The 26,646-nt window shown below is 62.5% G+C and carries 24 protein-coding genes; 15 read left to right on the forward strand and 9 right to left on the reverse strand.

The genetic code is table 11. The annotated features are described in order from the left end of the window. The 7 genes from GJB56_RS17305 (at position 1) to GJB56_RS17335 (ending at position 9,910) form a co-directional block, all read left to right on the forward strand. Complete coding sequence (locus GJB56_RS17305) at positions 1-1,881, forward strand: dipeptide/oligopeptide/nickel ABC transporter permease/ATP-binding protein (RefSeq protein ID WP_230091001.1); 1,881 nt, start codon at positions 1-3, stop codon at positions 1,879-1,881. Continuing rightward, positions 1,878-2,669 carry an ABC transporter ATP-binding protein gene (locus GJB56_RS17310; protein ID WP_003940215.1) on the forward strand — a complete coding sequence of 264 codons (792 nt, stop codon included), beginning with the start codon at positions 1,878-1,880 and terminating at the stop codon, positions 2,667-2,669. The genes GJB56_RS17305 and GJB56_RS17310 overlap by 4 nt, the downstream gene beginning before the upstream one ends. Beyond that, positions 2,666-6,025, forward strand: a complete 3,360-nt coding sequence (locus GJB56_RS17315) for a serine hydrolase (RefSeq protein ID WP_113682528.1) — start codon at positions 2,666-2,668, stop codon at positions 6,023-6,025. The genes GJB56_RS17310 and GJB56_RS17315 overlap by 4 nt, the downstream gene beginning before the upstream one ends. Then, a complete protein-coding gene (locus GJB56_RS17320; RefSeq protein WP_070386409.1) occupies positions 6,022-7,185 on the forward strand; it encodes a M20/M25/M40 family metallo-hydrolase in 1,164 nt (387 codons plus the stop codon). Before GJB56_RS17315 ends, GJB56_RS17320 begins: the two co-directional genes overlap by 4 nt. Continuing rightward, on the forward strand, positions 7,163-7,984 hold the full coding sequence (locus tag GJB56_RS17325; protein WP_113682529.1) for a GNAT family N-acetyltransferase: 822 nt from the start codon (positions 7,163-7,165) through the stop codon (positions 7,982-7,984). Before GJB56_RS17320 ends, GJB56_RS17325 begins: the two co-directional genes overlap by 23 nt. Then, positions 7,974-9,107, forward strand: coding sequence for an o-succinylbenzoate synthase (gene menC, locus GJB56_RS17330; RefSeq protein WP_020909062.1), 1,134 nt, complete (start codon positions 7,974-7,976; stop codon positions 9,105-9,107). Before GJB56_RS17325 ends, menC begins: the two co-directional genes overlap by 11 nt. A 122-nt stretch (positions 9,108-9,229) precedes the next feature. Beyond that, the gene (locus GJB56_RS17335) at positions 9,230-9,910 is read left to right on the forward strand and encodes a 3'-5' exonuclease (RefSeq protein ID WP_019745237.1); all 681 of its coding nucleotides are present in this window, start codon (positions 9,230-9,232) and stop codon (positions 9,908-9,910) included. A gap of 2 nt (positions 9,911-9,912) precedes the next feature. Here the strand turns inward: GJB56_RS17335 and GJB56_RS17340 are convergent, their stop codons facing one another. The 4 genes from GJB56_RS17340 to GJB56_RS17355 form a co-directional block, all read right to left on the reverse strand. Then, positions 9,913-10,881 (reverse strand): TIGR00341 family protein, encoded by a 969-nt coding sequence (locus GJB56_RS17340; RefSeq protein WP_113682530.1) that lies wholly within the window; start codon positions 10,879-10,881, stop codon positions 9,913-9,915. A 13-nt stretch (positions 10,882-10,894) separates the two neighbouring features. Next, positions 10,895-11,350 carry a DUF6069 family protein gene (locus GJB56_RS17345; RefSeq protein ID WP_019745239.1) on the reverse strand — a complete coding sequence of 152 codons (456 nt, stop codon included), beginning with the start codon at positions 11,348-11,350 and terminating at the stop codon, positions 10,895-10,897. Between the two features lie 125 nt (positions 11,351-11,475). Next, positions 11,476-12,903 (reverse strand): amidase, encoded by a 1,428-nt coding sequence (locus tag GJB56_RS17350; RefSeq protein WP_113682531.1) that lies wholly within the window; start codon positions 12,901-12,903, stop codon positions 11,476-11,478. Between the two features lie 114 nt (positions 12,904-13,017). Further along, positions 13,018-13,884: a helix-turn-helix transcriptional regulator gene (locus tag GJB56_RS17355; protein ID WP_042952912.1), complete on the reverse strand. Its 867-nt coding sequence runs from the start codon at positions 13,882-13,884 to the stop codon at positions 13,018-13,020. A 131-nt stretch (positions 13,885-14,015) separates the two neighbouring features. Between GJB56_RS17355 and GJB56_RS17360 the strand changes: the two genes are divergently transcribed. Next, positions 14,016-15,620, forward strand: a complete 1,605-nt coding sequence (locus tag GJB56_RS17360; protein WP_113682532.1) for an acyl--CoA ligase family protein — start codon at positions 14,016-14,018, stop codon at positions 15,618-15,620. A gap of 15 nt (positions 15,621-15,635) precedes the next feature. Here the strand turns inward: GJB56_RS17360 and GJB56_RS17365 are convergent, their stop codons facing one another. Next, positions 15,636-17,003 carry a cytochrome P450 gene (locus GJB56_RS17365; RefSeq protein WP_113682533.1) on the reverse strand — a complete coding sequence of 456 codons (1,368 nt, stop codon included), beginning with the start codon at positions 17,001-17,003 and terminating at the stop codon, positions 15,636-15,638. A gap of 91 nt (positions 17,004-17,094) precedes the next feature. On the opposite strand from GJB56_RS17365, the gene GJB56_RS17370 reads away from it, so the two are divergent. From GJB56_RS17370 to GJB56_RS17395, 6 genes are all read left to right on the forward strand, one after another. After that, the gene (locus GJB56_RS17370) at positions 17,095-17,715 is read left to right on the forward strand and encodes a TetR/AcrR family transcriptional regulator (protein WP_021345503.1); all 621 of its coding nucleotides are present in this window, start codon (positions 17,095-17,097) and stop codon (positions 17,713-17,715) included. A gap of 72 nt (positions 17,716-17,787) precedes the next feature. Further along, positions 17,788-18,480, forward strand: coding sequence for a TetR family transcriptional regulator (locus tag GJB56_RS17375; protein ID WP_113682534.1), 693 nt, complete (start codon positions 17,788-17,790; stop codon positions 18,478-18,480). Positions 18,481-18,639: 159 nt separating this feature from the next. Next, entirely contained in the window at positions 18,640-19,797 is a 1,158-nt protein-coding gene (locus GJB56_RS17380) for an acyl-CoA dehydrogenase (protein ID WP_003939784.1), read from the forward strand. 92 nt (positions 19,798-19,889) lie between these two features. Next, on the forward strand, positions 19,890-20,738 hold the full coding sequence (locus GJB56_RS17385; RefSeq protein WP_020909078.1) for a 3-hydroxybutyryl-CoA dehydrogenase: 849 nt from the start codon (positions 19,890-19,892) through the stop codon (positions 20,736-20,738). A 165-nt stretch (positions 20,739-20,903) separates the two neighbouring features. Next, positions 20,904-21,797 (forward strand): oxygenase MpaB family protein, encoded by an 894-nt coding sequence (locus GJB56_RS17390; RefSeq protein ID WP_113682535.1) that lies wholly within the window; start codon positions 20,904-20,906, stop codon positions 21,795-21,797. Between the two features lie 24 nt (positions 21,798-21,821). Further along, entirely contained in the window at positions 21,822-22,214 is a 393-nt protein-coding gene (locus GJB56_RS17395; protein WP_029256216.1) for an RNA-binding S4 domain-containing protein, read from the forward strand. A gap of 3 nt (positions 22,215-22,217) precedes the next feature. On the opposite strand, the gene GJB56_RS17400 is transcribed toward GJB56_RS17395, so the two are convergent. Next, positions 22,218-22,847 carry a GyrI-like domain-containing protein gene (locus GJB56_RS17400; RefSeq protein WP_084324831.1) on the reverse strand — a complete coding sequence of 210 codons (630 nt, stop codon included), beginning with the start codon at positions 22,845-22,847 and terminating at the stop codon, positions 22,218-22,220. 123 nt (positions 22,848-22,970) lie between these two features. Here GJB56_RS17400 and GJB56_RS17405 point away from each other — a divergent pair, with 123 nt between their 5' ends. Next, complete coding sequence (locus GJB56_RS17405) at positions 22,971-24,155, forward strand: metallophosphoesterase (RefSeq protein WP_113682536.1); 1,185 nt, start codon at positions 22,971-22,973, stop codon at positions 24,153-24,155. 6 nt (positions 24,156-24,161) lie between these two features. Here GJB56_RS17405 and GJB56_RS17410 read toward each other — a convergent pair whose 3' ends face one another. Genes GJB56_RS17410 through GJB56_RS17420 form a run of 3 tightly spaced genes read right to left on the reverse strand, consistent with a single transcriptional unit; the run spans position 24,162 to position 26,636 of the window. Further along, positions 24,162-24,848 (reverse strand): TetR/AcrR family transcriptional regulator, encoded by a 687-nt coding sequence (locus tag GJB56_RS17410; RefSeq protein WP_113682537.1) that lies wholly within the window; start codon positions 24,846-24,848, stop codon positions 24,162-24,164. A gap of 47 nt (positions 24,849-24,895) precedes the next feature. After that, the gene (locus tag GJB56_RS17415; protein ID WP_113682538.1) at positions 24,896-25,723 is read right to left on the reverse strand and encodes a potassium channel family protein; all 828 of its coding nucleotides are present in this window, start codon (positions 25,721-25,723) and stop codon (positions 24,896-24,898) included. A gap of 46 nt (positions 25,724-25,769) precedes the next feature. Further along, entirely contained in the window at positions 25,770-26,636 is an 867-nt protein-coding gene (locus GJB56_RS17420; RefSeq protein WP_153211966.1) for a diacylglycerol kinase, read from the reverse strand. Between the last annotated feature and the right edge of the window lie 10 nt (positions 26,637-26,646).

Consider the following 26,646-nt stretch of genomic DNA (forward strand, 5'->3'; position numbering starts at 1 on the left):
TTGAGCACCTCACCTACGGCCCCCACTGCGGCCCCCAAGACGCCCCCGCGACGACACTGGATCGTCGGAACGTTCCGCACCCCATTGGGAATCCTGGCCCTCACCTTCCTGACCGCTCTGATCGCCCTCGTCATCTTCGGACCGATGATCTGGGGTGACGCCGCTGTCGCAGCCAACCCGAAGGCACTGTCTCAGGGACCGAGTTCCGAGCACATCTTCGGCACCGACGCCGGCGGGCGTGACGTCTTCGCGCGCACGATGACCGCCGCGAGACTGTCGGTGCTCATGGCTCTCGGAGCCGTCGCACTCGGTGTCACAATTGGCCTGATACTCGGTACGCTCCCGACGCTCGCTCCCCGCTGGGTCGGACGCATGGTCGTGGCATTCCTCAACTTCGCCATCGCATTCCCCGGACTGCTCCTCGCGATCTTCCTGTTGGTCGTTCTCGGACAGGGTGCGGGCAGCGCGGTGATCGCCATCGGCCTCGCCCTGGCCTCGCCGTTCGCGAGGTTGACGTACGCACTGGCTTCGTCGGTCAACGGACGCGACTTCATCGACGCAGCACGCATCCTCGGGGTCACCAAGCCGGGGCTGCTGTTCCGCCACATTCTCCCCAATATCCGTGAACCACTCATCGTCAATGCCAGCATCGCTGTCGGCAGCGGCCTGGTGGTCTTCGCCGGACTCTCGTTCCTCGGCTTGGGCATTCAGCCACCTGCATTCGACTGGGGCCGGATGCTCAACGAAGGTCTGTCGAAGATCTTCGTCAACCCGGCCACCGCACTTGCCCCCGGCATCGCCGTCGTGCTCGCCGGCTTGACCTTCACGCTGCTCGGCGAGGCCATTGCTCGCGGCGCGGGAGTTCGCAGCCCGATCAGCAGTCGCCTGCCGAAGTGGAAGCCGATCAACCGGAAAACTGCTCAGGCCGATTCGGCGCCCAGCGACGAGGACGCAGTTCTCACCGTCCTCAACATGTCCGTCGCAGTCCCCGCGGGTGACGACTGGCGTCGCCCCGTCGACAACATCAGTTTTACAGTTCATCGCGGCGAAACCGTGGGCATCGTCGGTGAATCCGGCTCCGGAAAGTCACTGAGTTGCATGGCAATCGCGCAGCTGACCGACCACCCCACCGTGGTCGACGCCGGGCTCATCGAGTTCGACGGCACCGTGCTGATGAAGGACGGGAAGCGGCCGGACAACGCGGCTTCGCGCAAGGTTGCCCGCCAACTCGGCACACGTATGGCGATGGTGTTCCAGGATCCGATGTCGTCCATGAATCCGTCTCTCAAGGTCGGATACCAGGTCGCCGAGATCGGTTGGCTCCACGAAGGTATGAGCAAGGTCGACGCGAAGAAGGCGGCAGTCGAGCGACTGAACGCCGTCAAGATCCCCGACGCGCCCAGGCGTGCGAAGCAGTACCCCCACGAGTTCTCCGGCGGTATGCGTCAGCGCGCGATGATCGCCATGGGTCTGATGGGCAAGCCCGCTCTGATCATCGCGGACGAACCCACCACTGCGCTCGACGTGACCGTTCAGCGTGAGGTTCTCGGACTGCTCCACGAGGTTCGCGAAGAAACCGGCGCCGCAATCCTTCTCATCTCGCACGATATGGCCGTCATCACCGGCATGTGCACCCGTGTCCTGGTCATGTTTGCCGGCGAAATCGTCGAAGACATCGCAGTCGACGATCTGATCGCCGGTCGTGCAAAGCATCCGTACACCCGCGCGCTGATCGCCGCGGTCCCCACCATGAGCACCGATCGCGACAAGCCGCTTGCCACCGTCGACGAAGCCTGGCAGGTGGAGAGCCTCGACGCCGAGGAGAGCACCGCCGACATCGAGTTGGAAGAACTGTTGGCTGTTGCAGAGGAGATCCGATGAGCAGGCTCGAATTCCGTGACGTCAACGTCCACCTCGGTAGCGGTTCGAAAAAATTCCACGCCGTCAAGAACATCAATCTCGACATCCCCTCCGGATCGGTGGTCGGTCTCGTCGGTGAATCGGGTTCCGGAAAGTCGACACTGGCGCGAGCAACTGTCGGCTTGGCCGAGCCCAGTTCCGGCCAGATCCTTCTCGACGGTGTGGACGTCGCTCACGCCCGCGGCGCGACCGCTCGTCTGCGCCACCGGATCCAGATGGTCTTCCAAGATCCGTACTCGTGCCTCGACCCGCGAATGACCATCGGCCAGTCACTCGCCGAGGCGCTGCGGTCCACCGAGCGTCGTGACAAAGCTCGCCGCAGCCGCGGCGACCGCGCTGCCGAGGTGGCTCGACTCCTCACCACCGTCCAACTGCCGGTGGAGAAGGCGCACGAATACCCGTCGTCGTTGTCTGGTGGTCAGCGCCAACGCGTTGCCCTAGCTCGGGCTTTGGCAGCCGCACCGGCAGTTCTGCTTGCAGACGAAATCACCTCCGCTCTGGACGTGTCCGTGCAGGGCGCGGTTCTGAATCTGTTGGTGGATCTGCAGAAGCAGCTAGGTCTGACGGTTCTGTTCGTCAGTCACAACCTGGCGGTGATCCGCTATGTCTGTGACCACGTCGCAGTCATGCTCGGCGGCGAAATCGTCGAGCACGGGCCGGTTCTCGACGTGATCGATTCGCCCAAGGAGCCGTACACGGCAAAGCTGTTGTCCGCGATCCCGACCTTCGGGGAGCCGATGTTCCAATGACAACGCCGACCACTCTCGACTCCCCCGCTGCCGTAGCCCGTGCCGAAGAACGTCGTTCGGCGAGAATCCAGGATTACGCGTCCGTGGTTACACCGACCAGCATCGCCGTCTCGGCGTCGGGACGCATTGCATACGTACGTACCGAAGCGAATCCGGCCGCGGATACCAACGAGCACTCGATCTGGTTGGCTTCCCCGCAACTACAGCTCACCGCGGGACCTGCCGACACCTCGCCGGCATGGCATCCCGTTTCCACGCTGTTGGTCTTCGTTCGGCCGGATTCCTCGGGCACACCGCAACTGTGGAAGGTCGACGCCACCGGCGGGCCCGCCGTTCAGATGACCACCACGGCGCAGCTCCCGCTCGGCGCTGGGGCACCAGTGTTCTCTCCCGACGGTGCTCGAATCGCCTTCAGTGCCCCGGTCGACCGCACTGCCGCCGGATCGTCACACCTCTTGGTGGCGAAACGCCTCAACTACAAGGTCGACGGATCCGGTGTCCGGGGCAGCGTTCGGGCGCACTTGTTCGAGTTCGATCTGGCCGCCGGCTCGCTTCGGCAACTGACGGACGGCGATTGGGACGCTTCGCATCCCGCGTACAGCCCCGACGGCACCGAACTTGCTTTCACCGCGGCGATGGACGGCAATGCCGATCTGACACGGGCGAGCTCCGCGTGGACCGTATCGCTGACTGATCTCGCCTCGGCTCCGCGGATGCTGGGGCACGCACGCGGCATCGCCGGACCACTTACGTGGACACCTGTCGGCGACGCCGTCGTAGCAGTCGGTTGGCACACGCCGATCATTCACAACAACGAACTTCTTGTCCTGCACCGCGACCAGCGAGTGGAAGACCGCAGTCTGACATCCGAACTCGACCGAAACGTCATGCCTGGCGGGACCGGTTATCCCGGTGGCGCACCGTGTTTCACCGCCGACGGCGACATCGTCTTCTGCATCCGCAACCACGGCTCCACCGAACTGCACAAGGTCGATTTCGGATCAGGCTCCGTCTCACCACTTCTCACCGGAGAACAGACAGTGGTCTTCGGTCTTGCCCTGACGTCCGAGAAGGCCGTCGTCGCGCTTGCAACGGCGACGTCCTTCGGTGAGGTCGCCGTCATCGACCTCGAGACTCGTGCAGTCGAAACCGTCACCGAATTGAACACGGAACTGACAACTTCCGTCGCGTTTCCAGTCGCCTCCGAGCGTTGGTTCGACATCAGCGACGGCACCCGTGTTCAGGGTTGGATCCTGCGCGACCCGAACGTCACGGGCGCCGGTCCGCTGGTTCTGGACGTCCACGGCGGACCACACAATGCCTGGACCGGTACACCCACCCCGATGCACGCGTACCACGCGGAACTGGTCGCGCTCGGATACACGGTCTTGATGATCAATCCGCGGGGAAGCGACGGCTACGGCAACGAGTTCCTCGACGGTGTGCGTGACGGTTGGGGTGAGGCGGATCGCGCCGACCTGCTCGAACCAGTCGAAACCCTTGTCGCCGAAGGGATGGCCGATCCGAAGCAACTGGTGCTCACGGGCTACAGCTACGGCGGATTCATGACGTGCGCCCTGACGTCCGTCACCGATCGGTTTGCCGTCGCAGTCGCTGGCGGCCTTGTCTGCGACATCGCGAACACGGCGGGCCCCTCGGACGAAGGCATCTTGCTGCAGACGGTCGAATTCGACCCGCAGTCATCTCGGGTACAGGAACTTTCGCCGCTGGGGCGAGTCTCCCAGGTGACGACACCGACGCTGATACTTCACGGCGGTAGCGACGTCCGCTGCCCGGTCAACCAGGCAGAACAGTGGTTCGGTGGACTGCGTTTGGCCGGCACCCCGACCGAACTGGTGGTCTTCCCGGGCGCGTCGCATGCCTTTGTGCTGACGGGTCGACCCTCCCACCGTCTGGATTACAGCACCCGTCTCGTCGACTGGATCGAACGTCATCTCTCGCCTACGCCGGCACTGACCACGGTCGATCCCGACTACTGGCAGTACCGACTCGACACCCTGAGCGCGAAGTACGGGGTACCCGGTGCTTCGCTCGGAATTCTGACCACTACCCGCAGCGGTTTCGACCGCACCGTGGTGACGTCCGGTGTCGTCAGTACCCGCACCGGTGTCGCGGCCACTCCCGACACGTTGTTCCAGATGGGTTCGATCAGCAAGGTCTGGACGGCCACCCTGATCATGCAACTCGTCGAAGAAGGATTACTGGACCTCGACTCGCCTGTCCGGAACATTCTGCCGGGCTTCGCAGTTGCCGACGCGGTAGCCACTGAAACGGTCACCACTCGCCACCTGTTGACTCACACCAGTGGCATCGACGGTGACGTCTTCATCGACGGCGGACGCGGCGACGACTGCGTCGAGCGATACGTCGCAGCCCTGACATCTACGGTGCAGCTCTTCGCACCCGGTACCGATTGGTCGTACTGCAACACCGGCTTCGTCATCGCCGGACGAATCATCGAGGTTCTCCGAGGCAAGAGTTGGGACGCGGTTCTGCGTGAGCGGATCATCGAGCCGCTCGGCCTGACCAAGACCACGACCTTGCCCGAGGAGACGGCACTGCACCGCGCTGCGGTCGGGCATGTCGGCGGTGCCGACAATCTCGCGCAGACACCACAATTCCTCATCCCTCGCTCGATGGGCCCCGCCGGTCTCATCAACAGCACCGCCGAGGACCTTCTTCTGTTCGCGCAGGATTCGATGCGCGAGGATCCGATTCTGCTTCAGCGGTCCACCCATCTGGCGATGCTCGAGGAGCGCCGCCAGATCGGAGAGGTGTCGTCTGCAGACATCATGGGAACCACGTGGCTGCTGCACAATTGGGACGGGGTGCTTGCGCATGGTCACAACGGTGGAACCCTCGGACAGCAGTCCTTCTTGCGGGTGGTCCCGTCCTGCGGCATTGCGGTAGTCCTGATGGCCAACGGCGGTGCGATGGACGCTCTCTCGGGCGACCTTCTCACCGAAGTGATCGGTTCCATCGGCGGCGTCGCCGTGACACCGGCATTTTCGCCTGGAGACCCCGCCACCCGCACCACGTCCTCACCTGAGGAACTCGATGCGCTGTGCGGTCTGTACCGCGATGCTGCTGCCGATTTCGTCCTGGAAAGAACCGGGAGTTCCTTGACCGCCCGCCGCACTGACCACATCGACCCTTCGGTCAACGCCGAAAGCGCAGAGTCCGTCTCTCTCAGCCTGATCGAAGTTCAGCCTGGAGTATTCGCGACCCAACTACCTCAATCAGCGGGTTGGATCCGGATCACTTTCTCCGACACCGGGAGTACACAATTGCTACACGTCGGAAGCCGCGCGTATCCGCGAGTGAACAACCGATGACCATTCTCCGCGATCTGGCCGAGCGCCAACTTCCTCAGATCCTCGAGGACGCCATCGCGCTCATCGAAGTCGAGTCGCCGTCGCACGATCTCGAAGCTGTTGCCCGCAGCGCGAAGTGGACGTCAGACCTTGTCCACGAACGACTCGGAGTGACACCGGAGTCGATAGTGACGGAAGGCCGAACCCATCTGGTGACCCGTTTCGGCAGCTCACCGACGCGGCTGATGTTGCTCGGTCACCACGACACCGTGTGGCCGATCGGAACCCTGACGCGCCTACCCGCAGCGGTCACCGACGGCGCACTTCGAGGTCCGGGTGGCCTCGACATGAAACTTGGTGTCGTTCAGGCAATCCACGCCCTCGCCATCGTCCGAGAGTTGCACGGCGACGATGCACTCGACGGAATCACACTCCTGGTCACCGGTGACGAAGAAATCGGTTCGCCCACGTCGCGGTCACTGATCGAGAAACTCGCGGCGGGCGCGGTACTGGTTCTCGAGGCCGGCGGTGACGGCGGCGAACTGAAGACTGTCCGCAAGGGAGTGTCGCTGTATCGGATCCATGTTGCCGGTCGCGCCGCGCACGCCGGGCTGGAGCCGGAAAAGGGCATCAATGCTGCAGTAGAACTGGCTCGTCTCGTGATCGCGGTCAACGACTTGTCCTCGCCTGCGCAGGCAACCACCGTCACCCCGACTGTCATTTCGGCCGGAACCACCACCAACACCGTTCCGGCAGAAGCCTTTGTCGATGTGGACGTGCGCGCAACCAGCGCTGCCGAGCAGGAACGGGTCGATGCGAATATCCGAGCCCTGCAGGCAATCCACCCCGAAGCCGTAGTCACGGTCTCGGGTGGCGTCAACCGTCCACCTCTCGAAGCGACGATGTCCGCACCGTTGCTGGCGTTGGCGGAACGTGTTGCGCTCGAGCATGATCTGACTCCTCCCGTCGGGCTCGCCGTAGGCGGAGCCTCGGACGGAAACTTCACTGCCGGTATCGGTATCCCCACCCTCGACGGCCTCGGTGGCGTCGGCGGCGGTGCACACGCCGAGACCGAGCATGCGCTCGTGTCCGCGATCGCCCCGAGGACGGCGTTGGTTGCGGGCCTTATTCGTTCGATCACGTCTGAAGGGGGCCCTCGTGTCGAAAAGCAAAGCGGTTGAGTTTCGAGAGCTGGTCGACAATCGCGAAATAGCCGATCTATCCGCCGTTTTCGATGAGATCTGGGCTACCAGCCCCGGACCGGCTCATTTCGGCACGGCGATGTTGGTTGCGCTTCATCACGGTGGTCACTACGTGGTGGGAGCCTTTTCCGAAGGCGAAATGATCGGTGGTTGTGTCGGATTCTTCGTCGAGCCTCTCGGCGAGGTTCTGCACTCACACATCGCCGGAGTACTACCGGGACACGCAGGCAAGGGAATCGGCCGCGCCCTCAAGCATCATCAGCGAGACTGGTGCATCGAGCGCGGTGTCAGGACGATCCGGTGGACCTTCGATCCACTGGTCGCACGAAATGCCTATTTCAACATTCAGCGTCTCGGTGCCGCACCGACCGAATACAACCCGGATTTCTACGGTTCGATGGCAGACGGCATCAACGCAGGCGACGCCAGCGATCGTATGCTCGTCAGTTGGGATCTCGACGTCGATGGATCTCCGAGTTCTGATGTGGCCGTGAATGATACATTCAAGGTGCTTCAACCCACCGAGGACGGTACGCCTCGAATGCTCCCGATCCCGCCCGACTGCATCGATATCGCAGTCGGAATACCCCGAGACATCGAGCATCTGAGAACAGTCGACCGCGCCTCTGCCTTTGCCTGGCGACACGCGCTTCGCGAGTACCTCGAACCACTGATCGCCTCGAAGGAATGGCAATCGACCGGCTTCGACCCCAGCGGCTATTACACGTTCACGAAAATCTGCGAGACAACCGGAGAAGAGCAAGTCCATGCACATTGAGTCCGTCGAATTGCGCGAACTGCGCATCCCTCTCGTCTCCCCCTTCACCACGTCATTCAGCACCCAGCTCGAGCGCAACACCCTCGTCCTGAAGGTGAGCGGCACCACCGACGGCCCCAACGGTCCGGTGGAGACTGTCGGCTGGGGCGAGTGCGGTTCGCTCAGCGATCCGTACTACAACTCGGAGTACACCGCTGGTGCGCGGGCGATGCTTCGCGAGTATCTCGTTCCGACGCTACGTAAGTCGCAGTCGGATCAGCCGCTCTCGGCCGAGACGGTCGGCAGCGTACTTCACCACATCGTGGGCCACCAGATGTCCAAGTCGGCTATCGAAATGGCAATTCTCGATGCTGAATTGCGCGCTCGCGGACAGTCTTTCGCTCGGTACCTCGGTGCCACTCGCACGCGAGTTCCCTCGGGAGTGTCCGTCGGCATCCAGGACAGCATCCCTCAGCTGCTCGAGACCGTCGGCAACTATCTGTCGCAGGGGTACGTGCGAATCAAGCTGAAGATCAAGCCGGGCTGGGACATCGCTCCCGTGGCTGCGGTGCGCAAGGAGTTCGGCTACGACGTTCCTCTGCAGGTCGACGCAAATGCCGCGTACACCCTCGTCGACGCGCAGTTGCTCCGTCGCCTGGACGAATTCGCACTGCTCCTCATCGAACAGCCGCTGGCCGAGGACGATTTGGTGCAGCACGCCAAGCTCGCCCAGTCCCTCTCGACTCCGATCTGCCTCGACGAGTCGGTCGAGTCGGCCAAGGATGCGGCGGATGCCATCACGCTCGGTGCCGCTTCGGTCATCAACATCAAGCCGAGCCGTGTCGGTGGATATCTGGAAGCCAAGCGCATCCACGATCTCGCCTCGGCACACGGTATCGCGGTGTGGTGCGGCGGAATGCTCGAGACCGGAATCGGCCGCGCCGCCAACGCGGCCCTCGCGGCGCTGGACGGGTTCACGCTGCCCGGCGACATCTCGGCGTCCGATCGCTTCTACAAGGAAGACATCACCGAACCGTTTGTCATCGAGGACGGCCACATCGCCGTGCCGCAGGGACCGGGCTTCGGTGTGACTCCACGTGAAGACGTCATGGATCGCTTCACGGTCGGAACCGAGACTCTGTAGGTCCACACAGTCACGCAGCAGCCACCTCCACCTTCACCCGGCGGAGGTGGCTGTTCGTCGTTTCTGTCGGTAGGGAGGTGCATAGTGATTCGGACATGACGTTCTGCACCGAAAGGCCCCCGATGAGTAGCTGGTCCGATCGCCCGATCTGCGCGTTCGACCTCGAGACCACGGGGCGGGATCCGTCGACCGCTCGCATCGTCAGTGCCTGCGTCGCGGTCATCGACGGTTCGAATGTCGAAACACGCACGTGGTTACTCGATCCCGGCGTCGATATCCCCGCCGACGCTTCGGCTATTCACGGAATCAGCACCGAGTACGCGGCGCGGCACGGCCAGAACTACGCCGAGGGCTACGAAGAGATTCGCGATGCTCTGCACAATTCCTGGGCGCGCGATCACGCTGTCGTGGCGTTCAATGCCTCCTATGATCTGACGGTCATGCATGCCGAGGGTCTGCGCATCGGCAAGCCCGCATTCGTTCCCGGGTTGGTGATTGATCCGTACGTGATCGATCGGGCGATGGATACGTTCCGCAAGGGCAAGCGAACGCTTGCGGCTGTGTGCGAGCACTACGGAATTTCATTGGAGTCGGCGCACGAAGCCGAGGCCGATGCCAAAGCGGCGGCGGCGTTGGCCCGCGAGTTGGCCGTGCGGTTCCCCGACCTCCTGGGGCTCGATCTCATGGTCGATCAAGCCGATTGGCACGCCGAGCGCCAGCGTGATTTCGCCGAATACCTACTCAGCCAGGGCCGGGACGTGGGAGACGTCAACGGCCAGTGGCCGATTCGCGTTATCGCCTGACCTCACCCCGCCGCGATCCTCGTCCCGACGGTATGGACGATCTGCACGTCCGGGTTCCACGGAATCAGTGCGTCGATCGATGCCTCCAGTTCATCCAGTGGGGGAAGGGTTTCCGGGCCGAGCACATCGATGGTGGCGGTGCTGCCCTGCCAGGTGACATCGGTGACCTCGGCTCCCGGAGTGTTTGCGAGCCACTGTTGCGCCGCGCTCCCGATCTGCCTCGCCCACAACGACGACAGGGAATTGCCGACCATCGGAATCGCGACGACGATCAACAGAGCGGCAAGCACGAGGTATGCCCGCCGCCGCGACGTCTTCAAGATCCCGGCGTCGCGCGCGTACCCAGCTGCGACGAACACGCCTGTCGCAGTGATGATCATGGCAACCACGTTCGATGTGAACAGTACAAACGCGCCCACCGCCAAACTCGGTGACCCCGAGCCGAGACAGACACCTACCACCGCCAACGGTGGGACAAGCGAAATTGCAATGGCGACACCGGGAAGTACGTCGCCGACATCTTTGCGCGCGATCGCGATGGCCCCGACCAAACCGGTCGCAAGTGCCGCCGTCAAGTCCATCAACGTCGGCGAAGTACGCCCGAGCACTTGGGAATTGGTCAGCACGTTGGAGGGATTCGGCAATACCTGAGCGAACGCGACACCCAATACGACGACGAGGCAGATACCACCGACGACATAGACCAGGCTCCGCCCCACCAAAGCGCCTTGGCCAGTTGTGATGCCCAGCCCGACCCCGAGAATCGGCGTCGACAAGGGAGCGACGATCATCGCTCCGATGACGGTTGCCGTGGAATCGCCCACGACACCGGCCACGGCGATCACGGCAGACAGCGTCAGCATCACCCAGAAGGCGGATCGCTTCGAATCTCGGTCCCCCACCGAGAAATTGAGCTTTTCGTCGAGCTCCGCCAATGTGCGCCGTTGTGCTTGCGGAACCACCCCGTTCACGGTCGATACTCCATCACACGCCGATACGGCGGGTGGTCTGCGCTGACCCTGCGACCCCGGTGAGCAACGAGACGATCGCGATTCCGACGACGAAGTAGATTGCGGCGCTGGCGACTCGCGATGCGGTGGTCGCTGCGATCGTGAACGGCCACAGCGCGGTGGCGATCGTTGCGAGGATTCCGATCCACGCGAAGAAGTTCGACGCACGTGGCGTCGACACCATCAACGCATGCAGAAGTGCGGTAGCGACCAGCGCTGCGATCGCGGCACTGAGGGCAAGCGAGCCGGCTTGGGAATTCCCCGGCATGCGCTCCGGTGTGATGACCGGAGTGTCGAGGATTCCCCGCACGATCAGTAGTCCGACGACCGCGGCCAGGGCCGCGACGAGCGCAGTTGCGGCCCCGCCCGCCCACAGTCGTTTTGCATTGACGGCGGGAGTCGCCGGACTGTCTGGTTGGAACTGGCTCATCGAGAGACTCCTTCACCGATACCGGATAGGGCTGTCCTTCCGAACTGTATGCGTTTCGGGACGGCCCACATTCACCCTCGACGGGTGAAAAGTACGGTGTTCTCGACTCTTCGACGGTGCCGGGGCTACGCCGGGACGGGCGGCCACACCGGGGCAATGCTCCACGGGCGCGCCACCTCGAGCTGCGACGCAACCCGGATCAGCAAATCTTCACGCCCGAACGCACCCACCAACTGCACGCCGATAGGAACGCCGGCCGTGTCATGACCCATCGGCAAGGAAATCGCAGGCTGACCTGAACTGTTGAACGGACTGGTCAAACCGCTGTACCCGGCCGAATGCTCCCAGATCGACATGGGATTTGCCGTATCGAGCAGACCGAGCGGAGCTGCCGGTCGAGCCATCGTCGGCGTCAGCAACAGGTCGTGATCGACAAAGAACGCACCGATCACCTGGGCTGCCCGCTCGAGTTCCTGCAATGCCTTGACGACGTTCGTCGCACTTTCGGACTTCGCGCGGTCGTAGATCATCCGAGCCATCGGCTCGAGGTCGTCGTCGCGGATTGCGCGGTTCAGGGCCTCGAGTCGTTCGTCGACCTCGATCGTCATCGGAATGCCCATCAACACCGAAAGCCCGGCAGTGAGCGCATCGAGCGGAAAGTTCGGGGCACTCTCGGTGACATCGTGACCGAGGTCTTCGAGCAGGCCGGCAACACTGGTTGTGACGGCCGAGCACTGCGGGTCCACCGGGGTCCCATCAGGAAGAGTGTTACTCAGACCGATCCGCAACCGTCCGGGATCCGCACCCACTTCCTCGATGTACGGCCGCTTCGGCGCCAGGATCACGTAAGGATCACCGACAGTCGGCCCGGCGGAGAGATCGAGAAGCAGTGCAGTGTCGCGGACACTTCGGGTGAGTGCGTGATGAACACTCATCGGCGACGAGAACAGCGTGCGCGCCGGTGCCGTCGGAGTACGTCCACGGCTGGGCTTGAGGCCTACCAAGCCACAGGCCGATGCGGGAATACGGATCGATCCACCGCCGTCACTGGCATGGCCGCCGGGCACGATCCCGACGGCAACAGCTACAGCTGTGCCACCCGAAGATCCGCCGGGTGAACGATCAAGGGCATAAGGGTTGCGGGTAGGCCCGAACAGCGCAGGTTCGGTACTCGCATTCTTACCGAACTCCGGGGTGTTCGTCTTGCCGATGACAACCAGACCAGCCTCACGGTACCGCTCCACGAGCGTCGAATCTTTTTCTGCCACAGCATCGGCGAACAATCGAGATCCGTTGGTGCTCGGCAATCCTGCGACGTCCATGCCCAGGTCTTTGATCACGAACGGGACGCCGTGCAGTGGACCTTCCGGCAAGCCGCCTGATACCTCGTTGCGTGCCTCCTCGCGACGCTCACTGATCACCGCGTTGACTGCCGGGTTGCGCTCGTCGAGTCTGTCCAGGCTGAACTCGAGAACTTCCTTAGCGGAGACGTCGCCGCTCTTGATCGCTTCGGCCAGGCCGGTCATGTCGTTGTTGTCGAACAAATCCTGCATCGATGCCCTCATCACTCGTGTCGAACTCTGCCGATAGTGAGGTCCGTCATACCAACCATGGCGAAGGCGTAGCTTTGAAATTCCGCTTGGCGGGACCGGCCCACCGATTCAGCCTTACAGAATCAAGCCCTGCCGCCGCGCTTCCACAACTGCTTCGTGCCGACTGCGGACGTCGAGTTTTCCCATCAGATTCCGCATGTACGTCTTGATCGTTTCGACGCTCAGGGACAACCTCTCGGCGATCTCGGCATTGCGCAGTCCCAGAGCTACGTAGCCCATCACCTCCCGCTCGCGGGGCGACAGGACAACGGTGTTCGCGACTGGAGTGTTCGCGGAAGGTTTCGGCGACGCCAACGCCCGCAACTTTGCCTCGACGGCGAGGACCTGCGCGCTGAGAGCCATGTCCTCGAGGTTCGCCGCGATCTCGCCGAGCGCCAGGACGCTCTCGGTCAACCCTTCGGATATCTGGGCATCGCGATTCGAACCATGTTCCACCGCAGCGGTATCGAGCATCGCCACCCGACGATCCACTTCGTCGCGAATCTCGAATTCGCGGGCCAACGCGTACGACGATCGCATCATCGTCTCGGCGATCACGTCGCCGATCGGCAGGTTGGCGCGCAGTCCTCCGTAGATCGCTCCGCGAGTAACCCCGCGTACGACGATCGGGACTGCCATCAAGGATTCGATGGCTTCGGTGCCCACTTCGTAGTCGTAGTCGTGGGTGATGTGCGACGAGTTCGCGTAGTCCTGCACCGCGCCCGGTCGTTGTTCTGCGATCGCACGACCACCCAGTCCGCATTCGGCGTCGATCTTCAAATTTCGCAGGATGTTGCTACGAGTCCCGACGTAGCCGGTGATGGTCAGCGACCGGTCGTCGACACAACCGCCGAACAGAACCGGCAACTCGGTTCGAGGGTGCAGTCGACGCAGTTCGGCGCGCAACGCGTCGTCGTCGCTCGGTCTCAGTACCCTGCTCACTCTCACCTCCACATACCCAATTCAGAGGGTAGCGGCACCTTTGACTGGGCAATAGCGTGCATCCAGGCCATTTGTAGTGCCGATCACAACTACCGTGACACCAACCGTGTCACGTCGCCTTCGGAGGAACCGTGTCTGTCTCGACAGCTCTCGCAGCCAACAACACCCCGCTCAGTCCGCTGCGCTTTCTCGAGCGCAGCGCTGCGGTGTTCCCCGATCGCACCGCCGTCATTCACGGCGACCGGAGCTACACGTACCGAGAGTTCGGTGACGAGGTCGCAGCGCTGGCCCGTGTCCTGCGTCAACGCATTCAGCCCGGTGACCGCGTTGCGTACCTGGCGCCGAACGTTCCCGAGATGCTGTTCGCGCATTTTGCCGTCCCACTCGCCGGCGGAGTCCTGATCGCCCTGAACTCACGCCTCGCCGGTCCCGAACTCGAGTACATCCTCGATCACTCGGGAACCACGATCCTGTTCGTCGACTCCGAATTCGTCGGCTCGGTCACCTCGTCCAAGGCGAACGTGACGAGCCTGCGCGAGATCATCGAGATCCCGGACTCCACCGTGCCCTACCCGGAGGTTCCCACCGGAATCGTCACCGGGCAGTACGCCGATCTGATTGCCGAAGGTCAGGCTCTCGCCGATCAGCCACTGTACTGGGGCGTCGACGACGAGCAGCAGTGCATCGCCATCAACTACACCTCTGGCACCACCGGAAAACCCAAGGGCGTCATGTACTCCCACCGCGGGGCATACCTGAACTCGCTCGGCGAGACATTCCACAACGGCTTCGACGGAGCGACGAAGTATCTGTGGACACTGCCGATGTTCCACTGCAACGGGTGGTGCACGCCGTGGGCCGTCACTCAGGCCGCGGGCACACATATCTGCCTGCGCGCGGTCCGCGCCGACGCGATCTGGGACGCCATCGACAATCTGGGCGTGACGCATCTGTGCGGCGCTCCTACCGTCTGCTCCACCATCGCCGACGCGGACCAGGCCCACAAGGTCGAAGCCCTGCGCATCACCACCGCCGGCGCTCCCCCGTCACCGACGATCATCGGAAAACTCGAAGACATCGGTGTCACCGTCGTCCACGTCTACGGTCTCACCGAGGTATACGGCCCGTACACGATCTGCGAGTACCAGGAAGCCTGGGACGACAAGCCGCAGTCCGAGCGCGCCGCACTTCTTTCCCGTCAGGGAGTCGGCATGGTGCAGGCCGAAAATGCTCGCGTTGTCGATGCCGAGATGAACGACGTTCCCGCCGACGGCCAGACCATGGGTGAGATCGTGCTCCGCGGCAACAACGTGATGCTCGGTTACTACCGTGACGAGGCCGCGACCGCCGAAGCATTTGCCGGTGGTTGGTTTCATTCCGGCGACCTCGGCGTCATGCATCCCGACGGTTACATCCAGCTCAAGGACCGCGCGAAGGACATCATCATATCGGGCGGTGAGAACATCTCCACCGTCGAGGTGGAGCAGGCGATCATGAGTCACCCTGCCGTGATCGACGTGGCAGTCGTCGGCGTTCCCGACGAGAAGTGGGGCGAGCGCCCGAAGGCATTCGTGGTGCTGGGCAAGGGATTACAGGCTTCCGCCGAAGATATCGTCGAGCACACCCGTGCATTGCTGGCCGGGTACAAGGTTCCCCGCGACATCGTCTTTCCACTCGACCTTCCTCGCACCCCGACCGGCAAGGTTCTCAAGTTCCAATTGCGTGCGTCGAAGTAATTCGGCCGTAGGGTCTCAGCGCACCGAAGTGTGACGTCGGCGCAGATCGACAGGTTGCCCGTCCGAAGGGAACGGCAAGGACGTGAAGTCGAGCGGAGCGACGTAATCTGCGTCGACGTTCCAGTCGAAGCGCATGAGGAGGTGGTGCATGATTGCCTTGATCTCGGCGCCGGCAAAGTGCATTCCCAGACATTTGTGCACTCCACCGCCGAACGGTTCCCACGCGTACCGATGAACCTTGTCTTCGCGTCGATTCTCGGCGAAACGTTCGGGATCGAAACGCTCGGGATCAGGCCAGTACTGCGCCATGTGGTGCGTGAAGTGAGGGGCGACAGAAACATACGTTCCCGCAGGCACGAAGTGACCCCGTACTTGAGTGTCGCGGACCGCTCGCCGCGCCATGACCGGTACGGGAGAGACGAGTCGGAGGCATTCCTTCATCACCAGGTCAAGGCTGCTCAGGCCGTCGAGATCTGCATAGCTGGGCGTCGAGGTCCCCAGAGCGAGCGACTCGGCACGGCACCTGTCCTGCCACTTCGGATGTTGACCTAGATATTGCATCATCGTGGAAAGGGTGATCGTCGAAGTGTCGTGTGCGGCCATCAGGAGGAAGATCATATGGTCGATCACTTCGTCGTCACTGAAGCGTTGTCCTGCTTCGGATTCGATGTGACAGAGCACGGAGAACAAATCATCGGTTGCGCGAGCTCGACGCGCCGGCAGGTAGCGACGAAAGAAGTCTTCGAGGACCCGGCGGCCGTCGAGTCCTCGCTTCCATCTGGTCCCCGGCACGCGGTAGCGGACCAGAGAAGTAGCCGCCTGCACACAATCCACGAAAGCCTTTTTCACCGAAGATATTTCGCTTTCGGTACTTCCTTCCGCACCGCCCATGAAGATGTCGGTGGCGAGATCGAGGGTGAGTGTCTTCAGCGCTGTGTATGCACGAAATCCGTCAGTGGGGGTCCATGTGTCGAGCGCCGAGTCGATTGCCGGATTGAGAACGTCGACAGACTTCTCGATCCGAGTCCGAGTGAACGCCTGCTGCATGATTCGACGATGCCGTAGATGTTCTTCCGAATCGAGAAGCATCAGCCCACCGTGAAAAAAGGGGCCGATAAGCACCGACCAGCCGTCGCTGTTCACAAAAGCCCGATCTTTGTTCTGCAGCACTTCCTGGCACGCGTCGGGTCCGAGAACAGCGATCCACTGCCGACCGACCATCGAGAACCAAGAGACCTCGCCGTATCGATCCCAGTTCTCTTGCATCAATGCGAGTGGATCGCGGATGTATGCAAGAGCGTGCCCGACGAGAGGCAGCCCGGAACGGCCCGAAATCGGGTGCAACTGCGAGTTCACGGGGGGACGAGCCAGGATCTTGGACACTGCGACCTCTACTCTCGCTCAATCTGACAGTGCATCCTGTCAGATGGACTGTAGTCTGCGTCACAGTGGTTGCGTCTGTCAATATCGACCTATGACTTCTCCGACGCCGCGGCGGTATGCCGGCCTCAGCGGCGACCAGCGCTCAGCATTGCGGCGCGAGAGCTTGCTAGAGGCAGGGCTGGAACTATTCGCTGTCGCAGGCAGTCGAGGCGCCACGATGACCGCGATCTGTGCGCGAGCCAAGTTGACGGAACGCTACTTTTACGAAAGTTTTTCCAGCAGAGACGAACTGCTGAAAACAATCCTGGACGGAATTGCCGACGAGGTTCGCGACGCCGGCCTGACCGCACTACGAGCGAGCGACGGAACGCTCGAGCAGCGCGTACGAGATGCCATCACGTCGTTCGTCACCCTCCTCACCGACGATCCCCGCAAGGGGCGTGTGGCAATGATCGAATCCGCTGCATACGAGCCCCTTCGCGCACACCGGCGCGCGGTACTGCACGGCTTCGCGCAAATGGTCGCGGACGAAGCCTCGCGAATGTACGGCGACCGAGCTTGGCCATCTCATCAAGGTCAGATCAACGGACTGCTCTTCGTCGGAGGCCTTGCCGAATTGGTCACCGCGTGGCTGAACGAGGAGATCGCTATTACCCCTGACGAGATCGTCGAGGCGGCAACCTACCAATTCACGTCCACCGCACACCGTTGAGATGGAACCGATCGGCATGCGGTTGCTGCCCGCCACACCGGAATGGCGCGAACAGGCGCAATACTTGTCCCCATGAGTGAACGCGCAGACCTGCCCGGAACTGACCCCACGCAGTTTCGGGTACACGTCGCGTCTCAAGCGATCCGGTTGTTCTCGGAGAACGGGTACGAAGCCACCACCGTCGAGCAGATCGCCGCTGCCGCCGGTGTGTCGCGCCGGACGTTCTTCCGGCAGTTCCGCTCCAAGGAAGACGTGATCTTCGCCGATCACGAGTCCCTCCTCGAACACGTGGCCGAGTTCCTCGCGTCCGATTCCGCCGACCCCTGGGCGTCGGTGTGCGAGGCAGCGGGACTGGTCTTCGATTTCTTCCGCCGGAACCGTGACCTGTCGATGCGGCGATACCGCGTCGTACAGCATGTTCCGGCTCTTCGCGACCGCGAACTCGTCACCGGATTCCGCTATGAGCGCCTCTTCGTCGACTACCTGCGCAGCGCTGTTCCCCGCGAACCGGTCCTCGAGGTTGTCGGTTTTGCCGCAGCTGTCACCGCGTGCCACAACTACCTCTTGCGAAGCATGATCAAAGGCGACGAAGACGCCACAGCCGAAGCGCTGAGCCAGGCATTGCTCGACGTTCGGCGGACGTACGGCGTGGCACCCGGGTCCAAGACCAGCACGCCAGAATCGAAGTCTGTGCTGGTAGTAGCATTTCCCCCGGGCACGTCCGCCGAGGAGATCAGCAGAAAAATCCACGAACAACTCGGCTGACACCGCTCGTGCACCGGAACTTCACACTCCCATCCCTTGACCTGGCACTCAGTGCCGTGTTTGACTGGGGTCATTGGCACCGGTCTGTCCGCGAATCTCGTCGGTAACGCCGGAGCCGCACCGACCGCCTTCAAGCAACCTTCACCAAGGAGCGTTCCCATGGCAGGAAACCCGGATTTCAATCTCTTCGCACTGAACGAAGAGCACGACGAACTGCGGGCTGCTATCCGCGGACTCTCCGAGAAGGAAATCGCGCCGTACGCCAAGGACGTCGACGAGAACGCACGATTCCCCGAGGAAGCGCTCACCGCCCTCAACGCGTCTGGCTTCAACGCCATCCACGTTCCCGAGGCTTACGACGGCCAGGGCGCCGACTCCGTCGCCACCTGCATCGTCATCGAGGAAGTCGCCCGCGTCTGTGGCTCCTCCTCGCTGATCCCCGCCGTGAACAAGCTCGGCACCATGGGCCTGATCCTCAAGGGTTCCGAAGAGCTCAAGTCCAAGGTGCTCCCGGATCTGGTCAACGGCGGAATGGCGTCGTACGCGCTGTCCGAGCGTGAAGCCGGATCCGACGCGGCCTCGATGCGCACCCGTGCGAAGGCTGATGGTGACGACTGGATCCTCAACGGCTCCAAGTGCTGGATCACCAACGGCGGCAAGTCGACCTGGTACACCGTCATGGCTGTCACAGATCCCGACAAGGGTGCAAACGGCATCTCCTCCTTCATGGTCCACAAGGACGACGAGGGCTTTGTCGTCGGACCGAAGGAAAAGAAGCTCGGCATCAAGGGCTCCCCCACCGCTGAGCTGTACTTCGAGAACTGCCGCATCCCCGGCGACCGCATCATCGGCGAACCGGGCACCGGCTTCAAGACGGCACTCGAGACCCTCGACCACACGCGTCCCACCATCGGCGCTCAGGCTGTCGGCCTGGCCCAGGGCGCACTCGACGCGGCTCTGGCATACACCAAGGATCGCAAGCAGTTCGGCAAGTCCATCAGCGACTTCCAGGCTGTTCAGTTCATGCTCGCGGACATGGCAATGAAGGTCGAAGCCGCACGTCTGATGGTCTACACCTCCGCTGCTCGCGCCGAGCGCGGCGAGAAGAACCTCGGTTTCATCTCCGCTGCGGCGAAGTGCTTCGCTTCGGACGTTGCCATGGAGGTCACCACCGACGCCGTGCAGCTGTTCGGTGGCGCCGGCTACACCACCGACTTCCCGGTCGAGCGCATGATGCGCGACGCCAAGATCACGCAGATCTACGAAGGCACAAACCAGATTCAGCGCGTCGTGATGTCGCGTGCGCTACTGAAGTAGGGCCTCCGGCCCTGTGCGCGGTCAGGCAGTCCATAGACTCCTTAACCGCGCACGGGGGCTTGACCCCTGTCTGAAGAATCTTGAGGAGAATCGTGGAACTCGTAGGCGTAATCGGCGGCGGCACCATGGGTGCCGGCATTGCCGAAGTTTGTGCAAAAGCCGGTAGCTCGGTACTGGTGCTCGAAACCAAGGAAGAATTTGCCGCCGCTGCTCGCGAACGGATCGCCAAGTCGATCAACCGCGGCGTAGCCAAGGGCAAGATCACGCAGGAAGACGCCGACGCCGCCATCGCACGCGTTCGCGTCACCCTGGACATGGAAGAGTTCGCCGATCGCGACCTGGTGATCGAGGCGGCTCCCGAGATCGAAGCTCTCAAGTACGAGATCTTCGGCAAGCTCGACAAGATCGTCAAGCCTGCAGGCATTCTGGCGACCAACACCTCGTCGATCCCCGTCATCAAGATCGCCAAGGCCACCTCGCGCCCCGGCCAGGTTGTCGGCGTTCACTTCTTCAACCCCGTGCCGGTCATGCCGCTCGTGGAGATCGTGGTCAGCCTCACGACGTCCGAAGAGACCGTCCTCGCCGTCACCGACTACGCCAAGAACACCTTGCGCAAGAAGACGGTTCGCGCGGGCGACCGCTCGGGCTTCATCGTCAACGCTCTGCTCATCCCTTACCTGTGCCAGGCAGTCCGGATGCTCGAATCCGGCTACGCCACAGCAGAAGACATCGACGAGGCCATGAAGGGCGGCTGCGGCTACCCGATGGGTCCGCTGACGCTGCTCGACACCGTCGGTCTCGACATTGCCCTCGCAGCGGCAGAGTCCCTGTACGCGGAATTCGCAGAACCGCACTACGCTCCGCCGGCGCTGCTTCGCCGCATGGTCGACGCCGGTCGTCTCGGCAAGAAGACCGGTCGCGGGTTCTACGAATACGCCTGAGTCCGACCGCTTCACTCTTCCGGCCCCTCACCTGTTGCAGGTGAGGGGCCGGAGTTGTTTTTCGGACAGATCTTGTCGAATCGATTGACAAATTCGTGTAGCGCGGCAAAAGTCATCATGTGACAACAACCGTTGTCACATGATGGCAGGCGGAGGGGCACCCAGATGAGCAGCGATGCGGACACCGGTACTCGTCGGCCGAAGCCCCGGGAACTACCCAAGTCCCGAGAACTGCGAGCCGATCCGATCGGCCCCGGCTCCCTGACATGGACACACTTCGGCGACGTTCGCGGCCTGCTGTACCTCGGACGCGCAGGCACCCTGCAGAACATGCACCCCGCGGTAAGCGGAGCACTGCAAGATCATTCGAATTTCTTCGACAACCCGCTCGACCGCCTGTTCCGCTCACTGCCGCCCATCTACGGCGTCGTGTACGACCGGACCGAAGAGGGCACAGGCACGCTCGTTCGCAACTTCCACACCGATCTCAAAGGAATCGACGAAACCGGCGGGCGCTACCACGCCCTCACTCCTGACACTTTCTGGTGGACACACGTCACGTTCTTCGAGGTGATTCTCGATTTCAACGAGCGATTCGCGTACAAGAAGTTCACGCAGGAGCAGAAGGACCAACTTGTCCGTGAGGCCGTAACCTGGTGGCGCTGTTACGGACTCACCGATCGGCAGGCTTTCGACGACTACGCCAGCTTCCGCATGTACTGGGAAGACATGCTCGACAACCAGTTGATCAACACCCACACCACGAAGTGGTCGACACACATCGCCGAGCACGACATCGCACCGGCTCCGAAGGTTCCGACATGGCTGTGGCGTCTTAGCTCTCGCCCCACGATGGCCGTGGCGAACTGGATCGGCAAGGCACTGATGCCGGAGAAGGCACGCAAGACCCTTGAATGGGAATGGACTCCGCGCGACGAACGGATGTACTTCTGGTTCGCCCGCTTCCTGACATTGACAGATCGGTTCTGGCATCTGCTGCCGCTACGACTGCGGTATGCACCGCGCGCCTACTCGGGCATCCGCGCGCAGGGTCTGTGAGCACTCGTCGGTAGGCTGGAGTGCGTGCCAGCCCAACTCCCCTCCGACGCGATCAGTGTCCGCGTGGACAGCTGGACGTGGGCGGTTCGGCTGTTCAAGACACGCTCGCAGGCGGCGACCGCCTGCCGATCGGGACACGTTCGGGTCAATGGAACGTCGGCAAAGGCGGCTCAGCAGGTGAAAGCCGGCGACGAGGTGCGGGTGCGTGTATCCGGCATCGAACGCATTGTCGTCGTGGTCAAGCCGATCACGAAGCGAGTCAGCGCGGTGCTGGCCGCCGATTGCCTGCAGGACAATTCGCCACCCCCACCACCGCCCGAACTGATTGCGTCCATTCCGCGACGTGATCGCGGCGCCGGCAGACCGACCAAGCGCGAGCGACGTGACCTCGAGAAGTTGCGCGGCCTCGAGCCCTGATTGCTACCTCGAAACAGGCTGACGCAGAACCGTCTTCAGTTTCTCGGGCGGCGTCCGGCGCGCATCACTGAGGTAGATCTCGTGATGATCGCCGTTGAAACTGAAGCCGTTCGACGGGATGAACGTGTTGTGCAAGCGGTCCAGGGTGGGAGCTTCGTCGTCGTAGGAACCTACGTGAAGAATCTGGACGGACAGGCCCTCCTCCAATTCGAGGAACCTGACCTTGTCCAGAGCGGCCACGTTCTTCTTGGCCCGGACGGCTTTGGCTCGGACTGCTGCAATCGCCGCAGACAGTTCGGCCGCCGTGATCCACTCCGGTTGCGAGATCATCATCGTCCAATCCCACGACGCCTTGTCCCGTGTCACGAACACCTCGGGGTCATCTGCCCGCCACAACCCTTCCAGCGGGCCAACGACGAAGTCGCGATCCAATTCCTTCTTGCTCGCGAATTTTGCCGAGTAGGACACCGAATACAGCGCTTCGAGCGCCTCGGAGTACTCGGTGGCAGTGTTGGGGTCGCCGTGACCGTCGACGGCGAAGTAGCCGAAGCGGGGAACGGTCACGAGGGCAAAATCGCGGCGCCCAGGCGAGTAGAGATCCTTGTATGCCTTCTTGACGTCGTACTTCTCCATGCGCCACCCACCTGATCACTGGCCGAGTTTCAACGTTCGGAAACCTATCCGAGAACACCGACATCCCGATAGCGGACCACTGTCCCCTTGTTAATAGACCAGTGGACCTTTACTCTGGACGGGGTGACTACACCCCAGGCGACCGACGTCGCTCGAGTTCCGCGCCGCAGACCGTTGCGGATCGTTGCCATATCCGCGATTGTCGCGTCGATCTTGGCTCTGTTGTTCGTGTACCCGTGGTGGAGCTTGTTCATCCGGCCGGACTGGCCGACGGCGGTGGCAGTTTTCGGCACCGTTCTGTTTGCCACCCTCTTGATCGCCCTGCCTGCCAGTATGGTGCTCAGCCACGGACACACCGACCGCGATCCAGTTCGCCTGATCGGCGACGCCCTCCTCGGAATCATCTGGGTCGTGTTCGTGTGGACCCTGCTCGGCGAAGTTCTGAGGCTCGGACTGCTCGTCGGCGGCGTGGATGACCCGCTTCGATCGAGAATTGTCGCCGTTGCCGCACTGATCATCTCGGCCCTTCTGCTGATCTGGGGCTACCGGGAAGCCATGAGACTGCCACGGATCAAGCAGGTCGACGTCACCATCCCCCGCCTTGGTGCGGGGATGGACAAACTTCGGGTAGTCGCGATCACCGACACTCACTTCGGGCCGATCAATCGCGAGAAGTGGTCCGAGCGCGTGATCGCGGCAGTCAACGATCTCGACGCCGACATCGTGGCCCACGTCGGTGACATCGCCGACGGAACGGTAGAGCAGCGCCTCGGCCAAGCGACCCCCCTCGCATCGGTCGAAGCCGGGCTCGCTCGCGTCTACGTGACCGGCAATCACGAGTACTTCCACGAGGCTCAGGAGTGGCTCGACTACATGACCTCGATCGGCTGGGACGCGCTGCACAACCGCCACCTCGTCGTCACCAAGGGCGGAGACAGACTGGTCATCGCCGGAGTCGACGATGCGACAGCGTTGGGATCGAAACTGGACGGGCACGGCGCGAACTTCGACATGGCCCTGGCCGGCTCCGACCCCGAATCGCCGATCCTGATGCTCGCCCACCAACCGAAGCAGGTTACTCAGTCCGCTTCCGCGGGAGTGGATCTGCAGCTCGCCGGTCATACCCACGGCGGACAGATCTGGCCCTTCAACTTTCTGGTGAAACTCGATCAACCGTCGGTGCACGGGCTTACCAGGCACGGAGAACGTACGCAGCTGTACACCAGCCGGGGAACCGGATTCTGGGGTCCACCCTTCAGGGTGTTCGCACCGAGCGAGATAACCGTTCTGACGCTGCACAGCGCCTGATCGTTCTCAGCTCGTTCGGATTGCCGCTCGCGCCGACAACCCGACGAGCTGGTTGATCAGACCTTCACGCAGGCCGACTGCGAACATGTCGGAGGCCGGGGGCGCCTGCATCTCGTTCAGTACGACGACCATGGATTCAGTCGGCTCGGCAGTCGGCCACAAGCCGGCAACGATCACCAGGGTTACCTTGGCGAATTGAGCGGCGTCGCCCTCCGAGAGATGGGGCAGTTGCGAATGAACCAGCGACGCAAACCTTCCCGAGTTGACCGTCGCCCGCTTCTTGAAGTCACGGGCGAAGTCGACGGAGATGTTTCTTTCGAGGACACCGGCCATGACACTCATCAACTCGCACAGTAACCGCTGTGAGACAAGCGATTCCGCAACCGCGGATGCCACATAAATTTCAGCGGCAAACGGTGAGTCGCCACCGGTCGGAGTCAACGATTCGGACAACCCGTCCAGCCACGCTACCCAGTTCTCGTCGAGCACTTCGAGAAAGATGGCCTCGCGACTGTCGAAGTATCGGAGCACGTTCGACTTCGCGAGGCCGACGCTCTCACTGAGCTCACGCAGGCTGATGTCTGCGACTGGCTTGGACCCGAGCATCGCGCGAGCTGCGTCGAGAATCGCGCACCGACGTGCTTCGATCTGCTCGGGCCTGCGCGCGCGCTGGAATCCATGGGTCGCCACCATCACGCAAGATTATCAGACCATCGTTCTATTGTTTGCTGTACTGCGGGTCAATTGTCCGAAGGTGCATGCTGCGCCACGACTCCCCTCGACGCCAGTTCGCGACGCAGCGAATCGGTATCGACGGACGCGAGATCGACTTGGTGCGTGCGGGTGGCCAAAGCTCGGACCTCCACGGACAGATCTGCCACCTGCTTACGCGTCGCGACCTGCCCTGCCTCGTCCTGTTCCGCCACTCGCTCGACCAACCAGGAAGCGAGTGTGGCAGTCACGATGCCCAGCAATGCAATTCCGCCGATCATCAACGCTCCGGCGATCAGGCGCCCGGTTGTAGTGACAGGAGCCATGTCTCCGTAACCGACGGTCGTAACCGTCTCCATCGCCCACCACAACGCCGTCCCGTGCGACGTGATGGCGGCGCCCTCAGCGTGCCGCTCGGCGTCGAGCATGGCCAGTGCCGCGACACCGATCAGCAAGGCCGTGGCCCCGGTGGCGTAGACAACCACTCGCCCACGCAAGCTTTGCCCGCTCGAGCGGTGGACTATTGCAAGCAGGGTGACCAACCGAAGGAGGCGCAAGGGACGCAGCATGGGTAACACCACCATCGCCAAATCCAAGAGATGCCTGACGAACCAGCGACCGCGTGCAGGAGCCAACCACAGGCGAACTGCGTAGTCGACAGCAAATACGACCCACGCGGCCCACATGATCCATTCGGTCAGGCGATGCGGGAAGCCAGTCGGTTGCGCCAGGACTTGGTACGCGTACGCCACCAAGAACAGGCAGGCCGCAGCGGTCAAGGGGATGTCGGTGGTGAGCTGCCACCGCTTCGACGTCCACGCAGTGCGGTGGTGCACCGACCTCCTTGATTCGTTCATCCGAGAAGTCTTACACCACTGCTACCGCGTGACCGGCAGAACCAACTCAGATCCGAGTGTGCGTCAAGATGTTGAGCGCCATGGGAACTGCCTCGATCGTGATGGGCAACGGCCCCACCCGATCACCGTCCGCGTAGGCGATGATGCCCTCGGAGACCAACCGCACCTTCCTCGACCGATACGTCTGTACCGCATCCAAGGAGACGTGAGTTCCCTTGTACACCCGCGGAAACAGGCGCACCAGACGCAACCTCGAACCGTGCCCGACGACGGTCAGATCCAGCAACCCATCAGACTTCGACGCGCCCGGAGTGATGAGCATGCCGCCACCGTACGAGCGCCCGTTGCCGACAGCCACGAGCGTCGCGTCCACCGTGATGACCTCGTCGTCGAGTTCGATCCGGTACGGCAGCGGCTTCATCTTCGCCAACTCGGCGAGCATCGCCAAGTTGTAGCGCATCGGTCCCTTGGGCCACGACATCCGATTGGCCCGTTCACTGACCAGCGAATCGAATCCGCTGGCGATGATCGTTCCCGACCAGACGACGGAACCGTCGGCAAGCGTGATCTTCGCCAGGTCGGACTGCTGCACGACGCCGTCGGCGATCACATCGGCGGCTGCCTCGGGATCGCCTGTGGGAATGCCGAACTCACGGGCGTGATCGTTACCGGTGCCCGCCGGGATGAGCCCGATAGGAGTATCGGTCAACGCGGCAGCCTGCAATCCGATGCTGATGGCACCGTCACCGCCGACCACCACCAGCGCGTCGGTACCCTCCTCGATCGCACGACGCGCCAACTTCTTGGCGTCGTCGGCATCGGTTCCGATGATCTCGGTGACGGCAACTCCCCGAGCACGCAGTCGCGCAACACCTTTGCGTCCGGCTGCAGGCGCGTGACCATGTCCCGCCATCGGATTGATC

The organism is Rhodococcus sp. AQ5-07 (genome assembly GCF_009707305.1).
In the GTDB taxonomy this organism is placed as follows: Bacteria; Actinomycetota; Actinomycetes; order Mycobacteriales; family Mycobacteriaceae; genus Rhodococcus_F; species Rhodococcus_F erythropolis.